This window comes from Arthrobacter sp. SAFR-044 (genome assembly GCF_051965175.1).
GTDB lineage: Bacteria > Actinomycetota > Actinomycetes > Actinomycetales > Micrococcaceae > Arthrobacter.
The window spans coordinates 40,264-55,875 of the sequence record NZ_JBQCMK010000012.1; the positions used below are offsets into that span (position 1 = coordinate 40,264).

Sequence of the window (15,612 nt, forward strand, 5' to 3'; positions counted from 1 at the left end):
CGAATAGGGATAAGTATGGACTTCTTTGGAACAATCATGGCCCCGTTCAAGTGGCTGGTTTCCATCATCATGATTGGATTCCACGATGGCCTGAGCGCCATCGGGATGCCCGCCGCGAACGGCTGGACCTGGACTCTGTCCATCATCGGACTGGTGCTGGTGATCCGTGCCGCCCTGATCCCGGTATTCGTCAAGCAGATCAAGGCCCAGCGCGGCATGCAGTTGCTGCAGCCTGACCTGAAGAAGCTCCAGGACAAGTACAAGGGCAAGACTGACCAGCTGTCCCGCCAGGCCATGGCCCAGGAACAGATGGCCATGTACAAGAAGCACGGGACCAACCCGTTCTCCGCATGCCTGCCCATGCTGATCCAGATGCCGTTCTTCTTTGCCCTGTTCCAGGTGCTCTCCGGCATCTCGCAGGCCAAGGACCAGGGCGCCGGCATCGGTGCGATGAGCCACGAGCAGGTTGTCGAGTTCGACGCCTCGAGCATCTTCGGGGCTCCGCTGTCCGCCTCCCTGCTGCATGGCGGGGGTACCGGCAACCAGGCTGCTGTGTGGATCCTTTCCATCGTGATGATCCTCGCCATGACGGCCTCGCAGTTCATCACCCAGAAGCAGATCATGGCCAAGAACATGTCCGAAGAAGCCATGGCCAGCCCGTTCATGCGGCAGCAGAAGATGATGCTCTACATCCTGCCCCTCGTCTTCGGCGTGGGTGGCATCAACTTCCCCATCGGCGTCCTGATCTACTGGACCACCACCAACCTTTGGACCATGGGCCAGCAGTTCTTCGTCATCCGACGCATGCCGACGCCGGGATCGCCCGCAGCCAAGGCCCTCGCCGAGCGCCGTGCCGCCAAGGGCCTGCCGGCCCTTTCCGTCCTGAGCGGGAAGCGGGACGAAGCAGCCGACGCCGCCGAGGCTGCCGCACTTGAGACCAAGGGACAGCGCGTCCAGCCCCAGCGCAAGAACAGGAAGAAGAAGTAATGTCAGCTGAGAGCACCGAACACGCCTTTTCTGAAGCGATCGAAGATCAGGACGAGTCCGTGAGCCAGGATGATTCCGCTGCCAAGGGTTCCGCCGCCAGCCGCCTCGAGGAAGAGGGGGATGTCGCTGCCGACTACCTGGAGGAACTGCTGGACATCGCCGACATCGACGGTGACATCGACATCGAGGTCCGCAACGGACGGACTTACATCTCCATCGTCGCCGAGGAGGAGACCGAAGGGCTGGAGGGCCTGGTTGGTGAGGACGGCGAAGTCCTCGAAGCCCTGCAGGAGCTCACCCGCCTCGCCGTCCTGTCCGCAACAGAGAACCGTTCCCGGCTTGTCCTGGACATCAATGGTTACCGGCAGGAACGCACCGGACATCTGCAGAAAATCGCCGAGGACGCCGCGGCTTCCGTGAAGGAAACCGGCAAGTCGGTCGCCCTTGAACCGATGAGCGCCTACGAACGCAAGATCGTGCACGACGCTGTGGCCGACCTCGGCCTGGTCAGCGAGTCCGAGGGCGAAGGCGCCGGCCGCCACATTGTTGTTTCCGCAGACTAGAGAATGCTGACCCAATAGTTATGGTTGACATCACGGCAGCAGAGCTTCGCGCTGCTGAGAAGATCTTCGGCGACCGCCTCGAGCTGGCCAAACGCTATGTGGAGCACCTCGCCACGTCCGGGACCGAACGGGGCCTGATTGGCCCGCGTGAGGTTCCCAGGCTGTGGAGCCGCCATGTGCTCAATTGTGCCGTCATCGAAAGCGAGATCGCCCACGGGAGCCACGTGGCCGACGTCGGAAGCGGCGCCGGACTGCCGGGCCTTTGCCTTGCCATCGCACGTCCGGACCTGGAACTGACCCTCATCGAACCGCTGGAACGAAGGGTGATCTGGCTCCAGGAAGTGGTTGATGACCTCGGCCTGGACAACGTCACGGTGATGCGCACCCGGGCCGAGCTGGCCGTGGGCCACGTGCATGCGGACGTTGTGACGGCCCGCGCCGTATCCGCGCTGTCCAACCTTGCCGGCCTCACCATCCCGCTGCTGGGTGGGCACGGCGAAGTGGTGGCGATCAAGGGCCGCAGCGCGGCTGAAGAGATCGAGAAGGCTGCCAAGACCATCCGCAAGCTGGGTGGCGTGGAGACGTCGGTGCTGACAGTGGGCGACAACCTCCTGGAGGAGCCCACCACGGTGGTCCGCATCGTGGTGAACAAGTCCCAAAAGAAGTCCTAACGCGGGCCCGCTGACGGCTGTCAGCAGGCCGGAGCAGCTAGGCTAGACAACGGCAGCAAAATTGGCTGAACGAGAGTGAGTGTGCCCCAGTGACCAGTAGTGAAGCCTCCGCACAACGGATCCCGCCGTTTGTGTCCTTGGGGTCGGCACGTTCTGTCGCTGGGTCAGGACTGGCGGGTACCGCCATGGCTCCTGGTCGCGGCGGTAATCATCCTAAGGCGGTTGCCTCGCCATCTCTGGGAAACGCCGTTTCACGTGAAACAACCTCTGCCGGTCGTTCCAACGTCATGGACGCCATCGACGACTCGAGTCCCATCGCCCGTGAGCTCGCCCACGAAACCAAACGCCGTGAGCGTCTGATGGGGAGGAACCTGCCGCGGCCCGAAAAGACTCGGGTCTTTACCGTTTCCAACCAAAAGGGCGGGGTGGGCAAAACCACCACGACCGTCAACATCGCCGCGGCCCTGGCGGCCGCCGGGCTGAATGTCCTTGTTATCGATATCGACCCGCAGGGCAATGCTTCCACTGCACTGGGCATTGAACACCATGCAGACGTCGACAGCATCTACGACGTCTTGATCAACGACGTCCCGCTGGCTGACGTAGTCGCCCCGTGCCCGGACATAGGAAAACTGATCTGCGCGCCGGCCACGATCCACCTCGCCGGCGCCGAAATTGAACTGGTATCGCTCGTGGCCCGTGAACAGCGTTTGCGCCGGGCCATCGATGTCTACGCGAAGACGCGCGAGAAGAACGGCGAAGAGCGCCTGGACTACGTCTTCATCGACTGCCCGCCCAGCCTGGGCCTGCTGACAGTCAATGCTTTCTGTGCGGCCAACGAGGTACTGATTCCCATCCAGTGCGAGTACTACGCCCTGGAAGGCCTTAGCCAGCTGCTCAAGAACATTGAGATGATCCAAAAGCACCTCAACGCCGATCTTGTTGTATCCACCATCCTGCTTACTATGTATGACGGCCGCACCAACCTTGCTGCACAGGTAGCCGCTGAGGTGCGCCAGCACTTCCCCGACCAGGTGCTCTCGGCCGTCGTTCCGCGCTCGGTGCGCATCTCGGAGGCCCCGAGCTACCAGCAGACGGTTATGACATACGACCCTTCCTCGAGTGGTGCTCTTTCATACTTGGAAGCCGCTGCTGAAATAGCCGAACGCTAGAATCTTCAATACCGCAACGCACGGAGCCAGGCTGGTCCTGCCTCCACCACTGGAGGGATTTACCCATGAGCGAGAAGCGACGGGGCCTAGGCCGCGGTCTTGGCGCGCTGATTCCTAGTTCCGCCGCAGCCAATGGGTCTTCCGGTAACGGCGGGGCGGTATCCCGACCTGTGGACTTGTTTTTCCCCGAGGGCCGGAAGAAGACCGAACCCTTGGAGCAGCCTGCAGCGCCTGCCGCTGCCAGGTCGCAGGACAATGACTCGGCGGAATCGGCGGCATCACGCCGTTCCCCAGCCAGGTCGGGAGCTGCAAAGTCCACCGTGGACAACGGCAGTGGGGACGGAGAGAAGCCCGCTCCTTCTGCAGCTGCGGCTTCGGCGAAAAAGGCTCCTGCCAAAAAGGCGTCCGCTGCGGAGGCTAAGGCAGCAGCTGAGCCCGCTCCTCCAATGGAGGCGCCTGCTGGTGCCGAGAGGCCAGAGAGCAACGCTCCTGCCGCCAGCGCCGACGTAAGTAGTCCTGGGGACTCCGGTGTTGAGCTCGTAGAGGTTCCGGGTGCCCGCTTCGCGGAGATCCCCGTCGCCGATATCCATCCCAACCGGAAGCAACCTAGAAGTGTCTTCGATGAAGACGACATGGCTGAGCTGGTTCACTCAGTCCGTGAAATCGGCGTCCTGCAGCCAGTCGTGGTTCGTACTTCAACCGAAGACGGTAGTGAACCCTACGAACTTGTCATGGGTGAACGCCGCTGGCGCGCAGTGCAGGCAGCAGGGCTGGAAACCATCCCCGCGATCATCCGGGACACCACCGATGACGACCTTCTGCGGGACGCCCTGCTCGAGAACCTCCATCGCAGCCAGCTGAACCCCCTGGAAGAGGCTGCGGCTTACCAGCAACTCCTGGAGGACTTCGGTACCACCCACGAGCAGCTGGCGGACCGTATCGGTCGCTCCCGGCCCCAAGTCTCCAACACCCTGCGTCTCCTGAAGCTGCCACCGCTGGTTCAGCGCCGCGTAGCCGCCGGTGTGCTGTCCGCTGGCCACGCCAGGGCCCTTCTCTCGCTGCCTGACGCGGCCGCCATGGAGCGCCTCGCCCAGAAAATCGTTGCCGAAGGGATGTCTGTTCGGGCAACAGAGGAAGCAGTGACCCTGTACCAGGATCCTGCCAAGCCGGTCAAGAACAACATTCCGCGTCCTGGGGCCAGGCATGAACGACTGGATTACCTTGCCTCTTCGCTCTCAGATCGCTTGGACACCAACGTCAAGATCTCCCTGGGTGTCAGGAAAGGCAAAGTCAGCATCGAATTTGCCAGCGTTGAGGACCTGAACCGGATTATGGACGTTTTGGCTCCCGGTTCCAATAATTGAGTCCAGAAGAGGCCCGGTCCGTTGTGGACCGGGCCTTTTTTGTTTCTGTTTTGCGTAGTGCCTCGCGGACCTCAGATCAATGAATATAAGCGACCGCGAGACTGGCTCGATTGGCGCCTCGCCTGCACTTTCCCTTTATGTCCCGCACGTGATGGTGCTTCCGTGCCTCCCTTGTAGCACTGCTTTCATAACCCGATCTGGACGGCGCCGACGCTTGCTGCAACGTACTAGGGCGATTGCTGCCCAGTCTGCCTGAACGGGATACCTCGATGTCTGCCTGAACGGGATACCTCGATCTTTTTGTGACTAGCCTACTGGCGCCTCCGCTCCCGCAGTACAGCCGAGCTTCAGCTCAACGAGGATAGGACTTGGCTAAACCTACGTGGTGATTGCTGATCCGCGGTGTGACGCTGGCCCAGTGAACAGGGTAACTCCTTTCGATCCCTTACCCGGCTGCGACGTTTCACGTGAAACACGTCTTGCATTCCGTGCTTGGATTACTGGCGACATCCGTCATTGCACTGAATGAGCCGCCAGTGAATCAACGTGGTGGCCGTTTTAATGGTCTCCGCGTCAGAATCGCAGCACCTCTTGGCCCGAGGAAGAGGTTACTCCACGCGTTCTTGAAGCTCCACGCGCACGCCACCACCGCGGCGCATGTGCCGCCTACTTGGGGGCCGTGAATGGGCGTGACAGCTGCCCGTGGCCGCTGCTCTACATGTGGTTGGTCGGAAACCCGTGCCATTGACGCCTTAGGCTGCCGCCCAAAATGTGCTTCATCCAGAAACGCGCGAACAAGACCAGTATTCCAACCTAGCCGTCTCTTTCAGCTTTGACGGTAAGGTTGCCAAGGATCCGTTGAAGGGCTTTTCGGCTGGCCCCCGTGGTGCTCGCCCAGGTGGGGCTCGGATCAGGACTCGCATCCTATGAGCTGTTCGCGGCCTCCCCAGCCCTGATGCAGCATAGACCACGGCGATACTAGCTTCGCTACCCCTTGCGCCCTGCCTTTCCACTAGGGTGACTCATCGTCTGCTGACGAACATTGTGTATACGGAGGTTTAGAAGAGGAGACTGTCGGGACTCAACGGAGGACCGGGTACCTCTATGTGAATATAGTCGGTCACGGATTGCAGCACGTGCCGACGGAATTGACAGCGAAAACGCGCTGCCGTGTTTCACGTGAAACAAGGTTGGCGCCACCGCGAAGGTCCCCTCACCTGCTTTGCGGGCTACCTGGACGCAAGGCCGCCGTCTTCATCCAGCTAACGAGTTGGGCGGCATCCAGCAAGACGCGTTCAAATTCATCGTGCGGGAAAGCTAAGTCCTGACGTGCAGCGGGTACTCATCCTATGAGACAAAGCCGGTGAGCAAGGGAAGCCGGGGGTGGCGAGGGAATGGGGCAATTGCGTTCATCCCAGACCGTCCATCGACGCGGCGTTTCACGTGAAACAACGTGTACGCCCACGGCGTCGACCAGGGCTACCGGTGCCGGCGCCTGACCCGTCCGTATCTTCCTAAGCAGACCTTGGTTGGCGGAAGACGACTCAGTTGCACGTGCGGTGCCCGCATTGTCCCTGGACCCCACGTAGGCGGACCAACGCTGCTACGCACATGGAGGACGGTGCGAGGATCTGTTCAGAAAAAAGTGCTGGGCAGAGCTGTGACTGCGCCCGCAGGGTCATGTGAGGTGGGCTCACCAGCCACCGCCTTCGACGTACTCGAGCTGACGATGGGGCCGACCGTGGCGGAACATAGTTAACTGTGCAATTTCGTTTACCTCTCATTAACCGCATGTAGATGGCGGCCCCACGTCCGCCGCTACCCATCGGTCACGGATGGGCCTTTGCGCTACAGTGAGTTCGACGCGTTCCCGCAGTGCCCCTCTGGCTTGACCAAGTCCAGGGGCAGTCGCTACCAGCATCATGGAGCTAAGTACCCGGCAGCCGAATGACGACTTGAGGAAGTCCATTTGAAGCGCCCGTCCCCCGGGAAAAATCCGCCCCCCGGGAAAAATCCGCCCCCCGGGAAAAATCCGCATCTCTTTGTTCCGCATGCCCGCGCGGACCGTGAATGCCGTTGTTGGGGTGGGTCCGCTCCTGGTCCTGAGGCTGGCCTCTGGCGACCTACCAGTGTTGCGGCGGAGCTGCGGTCACCGTCCTTCGAGTTACGGCTTCGCAGTACTGCCCCGCTGCCACTGTGGCGGGGTATCAACAGAGAGACCGGCCGTGGATATCCCTGTGGATAACCATGGGGATAAATGGGACACATCTGCAGTCCCCTACCGGTTCCTCCGGCCACCCAGCGGCCGACCGTCCGGATATGTCCCGATACCCGAGACGGATGACGTGAGGCGCTAGCATTGTTTCACGTGAAACAGCTGGCGCCGCATGCACTCGTAGTGGAAGCTAGACTGAGTTTACAACCAAAGAGGGTAATAATCGGGCTTGAAAATCGCGATTCGCTGGGAAGTGCTGGCACTGGTCCCATGTTGCCCATAGGAACAGGAAGGCCTGCCCAGGACCGTCCTCAATTTCATAGCAAGATAGCCTATACAGCGCGGCCCGCCTCCCACCTTGGGGGCTGTGGATAAACTTGTGGATTAGCCCACCGTGTAGCTGTGGATAATCGTGTGGACAAGATCACCATGGCGGGCAGACCTCTGCCCCCTGAGACTACGCCTTCCTGCTAGACCTCGCCCGTTCTCGTCGCGCAGTCGGGCGCTGTGCCGCTGGACCCTTCAAGATGCAGGGCACGACACTTCAGAGAATGCCACCTGGCGTGCGATAAGCCCAGGGCGACCGGCTACCATCGATATCCGTGCGGGTCTACTGAGCTGACTGCCAGCACCCGCCGGGAAGGTAGCATCTCCTACTGCAGTCTCGTACGATGCGGGGCCTCAGTCGATGGCGTGGATCTCACGCGGTGATGGACTGATGCCTGGCCCCTGGGCCGCCACGTGGATGCATGCCTGACCTTTGCTACCGCCGCTGTTCGCGCAGGCCGCATGATCGGTCAACCGTTTAGCGGTATATTCCTACGCCCTCCTTCAAGGCTGGGGCTCGATCATCGTCTAGCGGGTCGCACATCCCTAAAGGAGAATGTGCATATCGTGGGCGATGAGTGCATGGGTATGCCCCCGCCTGCCTATTCCCTGGGGTCTACGCCTGCACCTCGCCGCGGTCCTGTGTCGCATGAACGTTTCACGTGAAACATTGTCCTGTTAGTGGCCGGAGTGCGCCTGAGTGAACAGGACTTGTCCCCCGGTGGCGCCATTGTTTCACGTGAAGCACCGGCGCAACAGAGTGCGGCCTTCCAAGTGAACCGGGGTTGCGTGCGGGTCGTTGGATGGGGATCGCGGACGTGAATGAACAACCCGCAATCATCATTCGCCGATGTTTCACCGGTCCTTGAATCAGCGGGAGGCCGCGGAAACCCGGATGGTGCCCGAGCCAAAGGCTTAGTCTAACGAGTTCCCCGTCCTGCGCTGACCGGGACGCAATGGCACCTAGGCTGTCAGTCCATCCGTGACTGCGGACGCGCAGCTGCCCACCCTCTTGCTGCTCGCCGTGCGGATCCGGGCCCAGCCCATCGGATACCAATGGCCGTGCCCAGCGAATCGGCCCCAAGCGGTATGGCACCTTGGATGTACGTCGTCCGCGGGGAGCTACCACTAGTGTTCTTATGGTCTTCAGACCAGATCCCGCGTCTGCTGGCTGGTGTCGGTGTCACCACTCTCCCGGGCATGAGCACGTCGGAGCCCTAGTGGCTGAGTGGCAAACAACGCTTGGTGTTCAGCGCAGCGCGGACCGAGAAGCTACGCGATGACGGAGACGGCAGATTTCGACCGGGCGCGCCGGGTTGGTCGCGTATTCCGGGTTATCGCGAGCGTTGTCGTTCGTGTCGATCCACGACTGCAATCGCCTTCCCCTGGTCGTGCGGCCGCTGCAAGACGGATACTGCGTCTCAATGTAGTGGATAGCTGACGTCGCCGCTGCTACTGGTAGGTCCTGCGCAAAAGGATACTCGAATAGTGTTCGTGACTAGTAAGTTTGAAGGCATCTGGGGAGCCTGAAGTGGTGTACGCTGCCGCGCACCACGCACAGGCGACCAATCCTCGCATCATAGTGGAGATTCAATCTGCAAGTATGGAGACTGACCCCGGTAAGGGGATGCAGCTTAGAGGACAAAGAGATGCTGCCTCGTTTCACGTGAAACATCCTCCCAAGACGCATGCCGATCAGGACTCGCAGGCTGCTCCACCCCGATTTGGGGAGGCCGGGACCTCGACGGACTCCCCGGAGTCTCTGAAGGGATCCGGCGGGGTATGCGCGTTTCTATCCCCTGTCGCCCTCTGCCTAGATAGTCCGTGGGACGCCTGCCAGCATCAGGGCGACAGCAGTGGTGGGTTGAAGAGATGAAGCAGGCAGGAGACTCAACACGAGGACGCTTATTCCCGGACGACGCGTCTCCATTGCGCGGTGTCTCTGCAGTAGTCGTGGGTGTACCGTGATCGAGGGCGGTTACTGAAGTGCGGGTTCAGGGACGCCCAGTTGTCGCCTGACTAGCCCACTGGGAACGTTTCACGTGAAACACGTCGTATGACGGACAGGGGCGCTGATGCGGTCTCCGGCACGTGGTCGCCCAGCAACCAGGGGGCCAACACAATAAAAAGTGGCCACCGCCGGTAGGCGATGGCCACTTCAAGCGCTATCTCTGCGCGGGCAATCCCCCACTAAACATCTGAGGGATGCAGGCATCAGGACAAGACGTCAGAAAATTCCTTTTCGAAGAACTGTTTCGGCTTGGCGCCTATGACAGTGCTCTTCACCTCGCCGCCCTGGAAGAGATAGACCGCAGGAATGGAGGTGATTCCATACTGGGCAGCAATAGCGGGGTTGTCATCAACGTTTACCTTGACGACGTCCACCTTCTCACCGTACTCGACTGCAATTTCATCCAGGATAGGTCCCAGCTTGCGGCAGGGGCCGCACCATTCTGCCCAGAAGTCTACGATTACCGGCTTATCGGCGGAGAGGACGTCGGAGCCGAAACTCGAGTCAGTTACATCTTTAGCGTTGCTCATAACCTAATCTTTCTCTTCGAATAACAGTGGGGCAGATTATGCAGGCAGGTCTGCCAGATAGTGTTCAACATCGATAGCCGCAACGCATCCGGAACCCGAGGCAGTGATGGCTTGCCGGTAGGTGGGATCCACAACGTCGCCGGCGGCGAACACACCCGGGAGGCTGGTCCGGGAGCTCCTCCCCTCCACCGCGATGGTTCCTTCAGGCGTCAGATCCAGGACACCCTCAACCAGGTCGGTGCGGGGATCATTACCGATAGCGACAAAAACTCCCGTAACGGCAAGATCGGACACTGAGCCGTCCAACAGATTCTTCAACCGCAGACCCGTGACTTTGTCCGTTCCCAGGACGTCGTCTACGGTGCTGTTCCAGACAAAATTGATCTTTTCATGGGCAAGCGCCCGGTCGGCCATGATCTTGGAGGCCTTCAGCGAGTCACGGCGATGAACAACCGTTACCGATTTCGCGAACTTGGTAAGGAACAGGGCCTCTTCCATGGCGGAGTCGCCGCCACCGATGACTGCGATGTCCTGATCCTTGAAAAAGAAACCGTCGCAGGTTGCGCACCAGCTCACACCGTGCCCAGAGAGCCGCTTTTCGTTGGGGAGGCCCAGTTCACGATAGGCGGAGCCGGTGGAGAGAATGATTGCCTTTGCCTTGAAGGTCTCCCCCGTGGCGATGGTAACCGTCTTCACGGGCCCATCGAGCTCAAGCGCGGTCACATCCTCAAACTGGATTTCAGTCCCGAATCGTGCGGCCTGCTTCTCGAAGTTTTCCATCAGGTCCGGTCCCATGATTCCCTCTGGGAAACCGGGATAGTTCTCCACGTCCGTGGTGTTCATCAATTCCCCGCCGGCGGTCACCGAACCAGCCAGCAGCAGAGGCTTAAGGTCTGCCCTGGCGGTATAGACAGCTGCTGTGTAGCCCGCCGGGCCTGAGCCCACAATAATGACGTCGCGAACGTCCGACGCCGTCTTCTCTTCGATGGTCACTGGACCGTGAACCTCTTCCTTGTTCGACTCGCCTCCCCGTGGAGGCCGGCCACATGGCACAACTGTGTCCGAGTGCTGAATATTCCAGCGCCCGGACGACGTAAAGCACAGCGGAAGACAAAGGTCCCGCCGTATCAGGGCGCTTTTCCCAGACTACAGTCCCTGCTGCTGCAGGATGGATTACAGCAGCCGGGCCGCCGTGATGCCTAAGCGCTACTGGACCTTGATTTCAGCGAGCCGGAGGCCGTAGCCGTAACGGGTCTTGGGGGCCGCCAGCTTGGGGAGCGAATTGATGGAGACGATCACGTACTGTGCCTGAACGGGTTCCGGAAGGGGCATGTTCAGGTCAGTGGACGTGAAGCTGTTGGTTCCCACTGGCTTCGCTCCGTCCATGGAGGGCCGGTCGTTGGTGTAAACGGTGATGTTGCCGCCCGATCCACCGAGCTGGGAGAGGGTGATGGATGAGATGGTGGAAGTGCCCTTCAACTTCACAACCAACGGGACCCCCTGGGGAGCCAAACCGCCCCAGTTCTCCGTTGCGAATTCCATGTCGGACCAGTAGCTGGCCGCGTTACCGTCATACGCCTTGATCAGGTCGCCGTCGAACGTGGCGGCGAAGTCGAAATTCCCCTGCCGGCTGACGCTCTCGATGGCCGGAGGAACAACCGGGGGCGCCGATGGGGCTGCTTGCGTTGCCGGTGCAGAGTTTTGCGGAGCACCGGTGGTAACGGGCGCGGCCGTGGGCTTGGCCTGCGGTTCTGACGTGAAGAGGCTTCCGAGGTTGGTTACGGCGAAGATGAGGCCGGCGATCAGGACAACAGCGAGCAGACCCCCGACCAGCCAGCGCATGGATCGCGGCTGGCTTTCGGATGCGTCGCGGTCATCGTCGTAGTCGTCTCGGTCAGCAAAGGAGACGCCGGCGGTAGCGGGCGCTGCCGTGCGGGCAAAGAGCGCGGATTTGCTCTTGACAGGACGAGGCTCCTGCGGGGCGTGATCCGTGTCTTCGTGGTGGTCCTGGTCCCCCGGCTGGGCGTAGTCGTCGTTGGACCACAGGGAGACCTTCGGCTTACGTTCTTCAGCGGAAGGCTGGGTGACTGACGAAGTGTTGGCCTGGGCAGCTGTAGCGTTCGGACCAGTGTCCGCCTCTGCGGAGACTGCGCGGCCCGGCGCGGTTACGGCATCATGTGCCACGGGCTGGGCGGCAGTGGCGTCGGGGTCCATCCGGGAGGCACCCGTCCCCGTCTTGGCAGTGGCGGCTGCACCGGCAACACCGGCAACACCGGCGGCAGCTGCTCCGGCGCGGCCCCTCGGCGTGGGCTGACTGGAAGCGGGACGGACCGGCGGCCGGGGCGGAACGGCGGGAGCTGACCGCTCAGGAGCTGAACGGTAGGGATCAACCTGGTTGGGGTGCGAATCGGCGTAGCTGATGTAGCCTGCTTCGACGTGGTCTTCTTCGTCGTACGGTTCGGGCTCGTGTGACCGCGCCTGTCCGAAGATTTCACTGCCCAGGGTGTCCGTGAAGAACGGCTCCACGTATGGCGGGTTGGGGGCCACCACCAGGTCCAGGAGGTCGGCGGCGGACGTGTGGTTGGTGATGAGGTAGGTGGCGTCCTCGGTGACGCCAAGGTCCAGGACCTGCACGGTTCCGGGACGTTCGCCGGTGGCCACTTCGCGGGCGCTTTGCGCAACCTGTTCCGTGTTTTCCGGTCCGGCAACCAGGATGCTGACCGGGCGGTTGAGGACCTGGTCCACACCATCCAGCACCAGATCGTGGTCGTGCGAGGCCAGCACTGTGGCGGTGACCTTGTAGCGGCCGCCCAGTACTGATCCGACATCGATCGGGTTGGACACGTGTTCCTCCTAGACTGTCCGGGATTGCCGGCCTCGATAACGCAACCGCCCTTCAGGTGCCCGCGCACGGCCTGCCCTGAATGCAACTACCCCTGTACCTGTTCGATCCTAGCCGATCCGCCCCGGACGGCCGCGGAGAAGACGGCCGCGGGGGCGCACCTGGGTTACTTTTTGCGCTTGCGCCGGCTGCTGAAATACGGGTTCTCACCGGCTTTGCCCTGGTAGGTCCGGCGGCCGGGGAGCGGAATCTGGTCGCTGAGCAGGCCGCCGCGGGCCGTGCCGGGCTGGTCCTCGCCCGGCAGGTAGGCTTCCTCGGCACCTTGCCGCGCCCCGTCGTCGTACTTTTCCTGGCGGCGGGCCCCACGCTCCGGATCCGGGCCCGCACGGAAGGAGACGGCGTCGAACTCGCCTGAAATCCGTGGGATGAGGCCGGTGTCCACCGACGTGGTGGCCCGCTCCGGACGCTGACCCTGGCCGGAAGTTCCGCCGGCAGGAGCGGACGACGGCGCGTCCCCGGCTTCAGGAGCAGGGGCCGGGCCGCCCCGGCCAAACCGTCCCAACAGGGGCCGCAGCATATCGCTCAGCTCAGAGACCCGGAACAGCCTGAGCAGCAGGAAGTAGACGGCCAGCATGACCGGCCCTGCCACGGCCACCGTCACCAGCGCCTGGAGTCGCCCGCTCCATGCGAACCCGTCGGGGTTGTAGCTGCCCATCAGCCAGAGCGCGCCGGCACCGGCAATGGCCGAGCCCAAGGCCGCGTACCCCATGCGGATGTAGGAGTTGGCGATGCGCGGCCCATCGAGGCTGCCCAGCATGCGGCGCAGGAAGAACGCGCTGATGACCACGGAGAGAATGTTGCCTGCCATGTAGAGGACGGCGATGGCGTAGATGATCTGGCCCACCGGCAGGAACTGGATGGCAAAGGCGCCCGCCACGTACACCACTGCAAGGAGCAGCTGCACGTAGAACGGGGTGCGGGCGTCCTCGTTGGCGTAGAAAACGCGGGACATCATGAAATTGGCACTCATGAACGGCGTGCTGAGGGCCAGGATGGTCAGCGTCTGGGCGAGCATGACGCCGTCCTGGCGGAGGCCGCCCGAGAAGAACATGCCCAGCGGACCTGCCAGGGCGAACAGCGCCAGCGCTCCAAAGACGGTGGCCACAGCCATGGTCCGGAGACCGTGAGAGAGAGCATCCCGCAGTTCCGCACGATTGCCCTCCTGTGAGGCGCGGGTCATGCGGTTGAACAGCACCGTGGCAAGGGAGAGGGCGATGATCGAGTGCGGCAGGAGGTACAGCTGGCTGGCCACCTCAAGGACGGCGTTGCCCGGAAGGGTGGAGGCGGAAGGGTCCCCCGCCTCCTGCAGCCGGATGCGCTCAGCGCCGGGGATAGTGGCGATGCGCATGACGTACAGGAAAGCCAACTGCCCGACGGCGGCCGTCAGGAGCGTCCACACGCTCAGCCTGGCTGCGTGGCCGAGTCCCACTCCCCGCCAGCCGAACCGCGGCCGGAGTCCCAGCTTCAGCCGGAAGACCGGCACCAGCAGGATGGCCGTCTGCGACAGCACGCCAATGGTGGAGAACCCTGCGATCAGCAGCGTCTGCGTGGAACCCCAGTTGTCCAGGGTGTGGGGACTGAACTCGTTGGTGCCGAAGATCCAAATGAACATCCCCAGGCCGGCGATAGCCACCACGTTGTTCAGGATGGGTGCCCACATGGCAGGGCCGAACGCGCCGTTGGCGTTCAGGACCTGGGTGAGCAGGGCGTAGAGGCCGTAGAAGAAGATCTGTGGCAGGCACCAGAACGCGAACGTCACCGCCAGCGCCTTCTGCTGTGGCGAGTACCCCTGCGTGGTCAGTTCGATAACCCCCGGCGCCGCCAGGGTAACCAGCGCTGTCAGCCCGAGGAGGAGCAGGACAGCCAGCGTCAGCAGCCGGCTGATGTAGTCCGCTCCCCTGTCCGGAGCCTTGCTGGCCTTGATGATCTGCGGGACCAGCACTGCATTGAACACGCCGCCGGCCACCAGCAGGAAGATCAGGTTGGGCAGGTTGTTGGCATTGATGAAGGTGTCATTGACCGTTGAACCGAGGCCCAGGGCGGTGCCGAGCATCCAGGTCTTGCCGAAGCCCAGGAAACGTGAAACGAGCGTCCCGGCAGCCATGATGGCGCTGGAACGGGTCTCGCTGACGCCCGCCGCTGCAGGCTCCGCAAGGTCCGGGGCCGCCGGCTCAGGGGGTACGCCGTCGGGCGCGGCGTCATCGGGCCGGCCGGACCGGTCGGAAGGAAAGTTGGTAGCTGACATCGACTTCATCGTCTCACCCGCGGGCACTTAACACCGCAATGGCGACGGCGGCGTCCGGGCTTAAAGGTGCCCGGGCAGGACCTCGCGGGCGAGGTCGGCGATGCGGCGTTCGTTGGGGAAGGACAGCTTCCGGGCCAGTTCCTGGATGGGTACCCAGGCCACGTCCACGGCTTCCTGGTCCGGATCGTTCTCGATCGTCAGCTCGCCGCCTGTGGCACGAAGGAGGTAATGGTGCACGGTCTTGTGGACCCGGTGGCCGCTGACGGTGAACCAGTAGTCGATGCTGCCCAGCGGAGCCAGGATGGTGCCCTCGATGCCGGTTTCCTCGGCAATCTCCCGGACCGCGGCCTCTTCGTTGTTTTCCTTGCCCTCCGGATGGCCCTTGGGCAGGCACCACTCGAGGCGGCCACCCCTGTTAAGGCGGGCGATAATCGCCACCCTCAATTCGGCGTCGGACGTGTCCACCACCACGCCACCGGCCGAGACTTCCTCAACCGTAGGCAGCGATGCCGGTGCCGACTGCTGGGCAGGGGCAACGTGCGCACCGATTGCCGACGGCAATGGTGCGTTTGTCCTCCTGCCTGGAGCGCTCGGTACTGGATGGGCCATGGAGTCCACTCTAACG

The 15,612-nt window shown here is 62.3% G+C and carries 10 protein-coding genes; 5 read left to right on the forward strand and 5 right to left on the reverse strand.

The features are described from left to right. Nucleotides 1-15: 15 nt before the first annotated feature. The 5 genes from yidC to ACTHQS_RS17120 all read left to right on the forward strand — a co-directional run bounded on the left by yidC (nucleotide 16) and on the right by ACTHQS_RS17120 (nucleotide 4,757). The gene (gene yidC, locus ACTHQS_RS17100) at nucleotides 16-987 is read left to right on the forward strand and encodes a membrane protein insertase YidC (protein WP_440171312.1); all 972 of its coding nucleotides are present in this window, start codon (nucleotides 16-18) and stop codon (nucleotides 985-987) included. Then, entirely contained in the window at nucleotides 987-1,550 is a 564-nt protein-coding gene (locus ACTHQS_RS17105; RefSeq protein ID WP_440171314.1) for a Jag family protein, read from the forward strand. Before yidC ends, ACTHQS_RS17105 begins: the two co-directional genes overlap by 1 nt. A gap of 20 nt (nucleotides 1,551-1,570) precedes the next feature. Further along, nucleotides 1,571-2,221: a 16S rRNA (guanine(527)-N(7))-methyltransferase RsmG gene (rsmG, locus tag ACTHQS_RS17110; RefSeq protein WP_440171316.1), complete on the forward strand. Its 651-nt coding sequence runs from the start codon at nucleotides 1,571-1,573 to the stop codon at nucleotides 2,219-2,221. Between the two features lie 89 nt (nucleotides 2,222-2,310). Beyond that, nucleotides 2,311-3,393, forward strand: a complete 1,083-nt coding sequence (locus tag ACTHQS_RS17115; protein ID WP_440171318.1) for a ParA family protein — start codon at nucleotides 2,311-2,313, stop codon at nucleotides 3,391-3,393. A gap of 65 nt (nucleotides 3,394-3,458) precedes the next feature. Continuing rightward, entirely contained in the window at nucleotides 3,459-4,757 is a 1,299-nt protein-coding gene (locus tag ACTHQS_RS17120; RefSeq protein WP_440171320.1) for a ParB/RepB/Spo0J family partition protein, read from the forward strand. Between the two features lie 4,756 nt (nucleotides 4,758-9,513). Here ACTHQS_RS17120 and trxA read toward each other — a convergent pair. The 5 genes from trxA to ACTHQS_RS17145 all read right to left on the reverse strand — a co-directional run bounded on the left by trxA (nucleotide 9,514) and on the right by ACTHQS_RS17145 (nucleotide 15,548). Next, nucleotides 9,514-9,840, reverse strand: a complete 327-nt coding sequence (gene trxA / locus ACTHQS_RS17125; RefSeq protein ID WP_440171322.1) for a thioredoxin — start codon at nucleotides 9,838-9,840, stop codon at nucleotides 9,514-9,516. A 36-nt stretch (nucleotides 9,841-9,876) separates the two neighbouring features. Further along, nucleotides 9,877-10,833, reverse strand: a complete 957-nt coding sequence (gene trxB / locus ACTHQS_RS17130) for a thioredoxin-disulfide reductase (protein ID WP_440171324.1) — start codon at nucleotides 10,831-10,833, stop codon at nucleotides 9,877-9,879. A 213-nt stretch (nucleotides 10,834-11,046) separates the two neighbouring features. Then, entirely contained in the window at nucleotides 11,047-12,684 is a 1,638-nt protein-coding gene (locus tag ACTHQS_RS17135; RefSeq protein ID WP_440171325.1) for a discoidin domain-containing protein, read from the reverse strand. Nucleotides 12,685-12,848: 164 nt separating this feature from the next. Next, entirely contained in the window at nucleotides 12,849-14,987 is a 2,139-nt protein-coding gene (gene murJ, locus ACTHQS_RS17140) for a murein biosynthesis integral membrane protein MurJ (protein WP_440171327.1), read from the reverse strand. 60 nt (nucleotides 14,988-15,047) lie between these two features. Then, complete coding sequence (locus ACTHQS_RS17145; RefSeq protein ID WP_056335973.1) at nucleotides 15,048-15,548, reverse strand: NUDIX hydrolase; 501 nt, start codon at nucleotides 15,546-15,548, stop codon at nucleotides 15,048-15,050. Between the last annotated feature and the right edge of the window lie 64 nt (nucleotides 15,549-15,612).

Coding starts and splice junctions, on each gene's coding strand:
- yidC (WP_440171312.1), top strand. CDS start 16: ATGGACTTCTTTGGAACAATCATGGCCCCGTTCAAGTGGCTGGTTTCC.
- ACTHQS_RS17105 (WP_440171314.1), top strand. CDS start 987: ATGTCAGCTGAGAGCACCGAACACGCCTTTTCTGAAGCGATCGAAGAT.
- rsmG (WP_440171316.1), top strand. CDS start 1,571: ATGGTTGACATCACGGCAGCAGAGCTTCGCGCTGCTGAGAAGATCTTC.
- ACTHQS_RS17120 (WP_440171320.1), top strand. CDS start 3,459: ATGAGCGAGAAGCGACGGGGCCTAGGCCGCGGTCTTGGCGCGCTGATT.
- trxA (WP_440171322.1), bottom strand. CDS start 9,840: ATGAGCAACGCTAAAGATGTAACTGACTCGAGTTTCGGCTCCGACGTC.
- murJ (WP_440171327.1), bottom strand. CDS start 14,987: ATGTCAGCTACCAACTTTCCTTCCGACCGGTCCGGCCGGCCCGATGAC.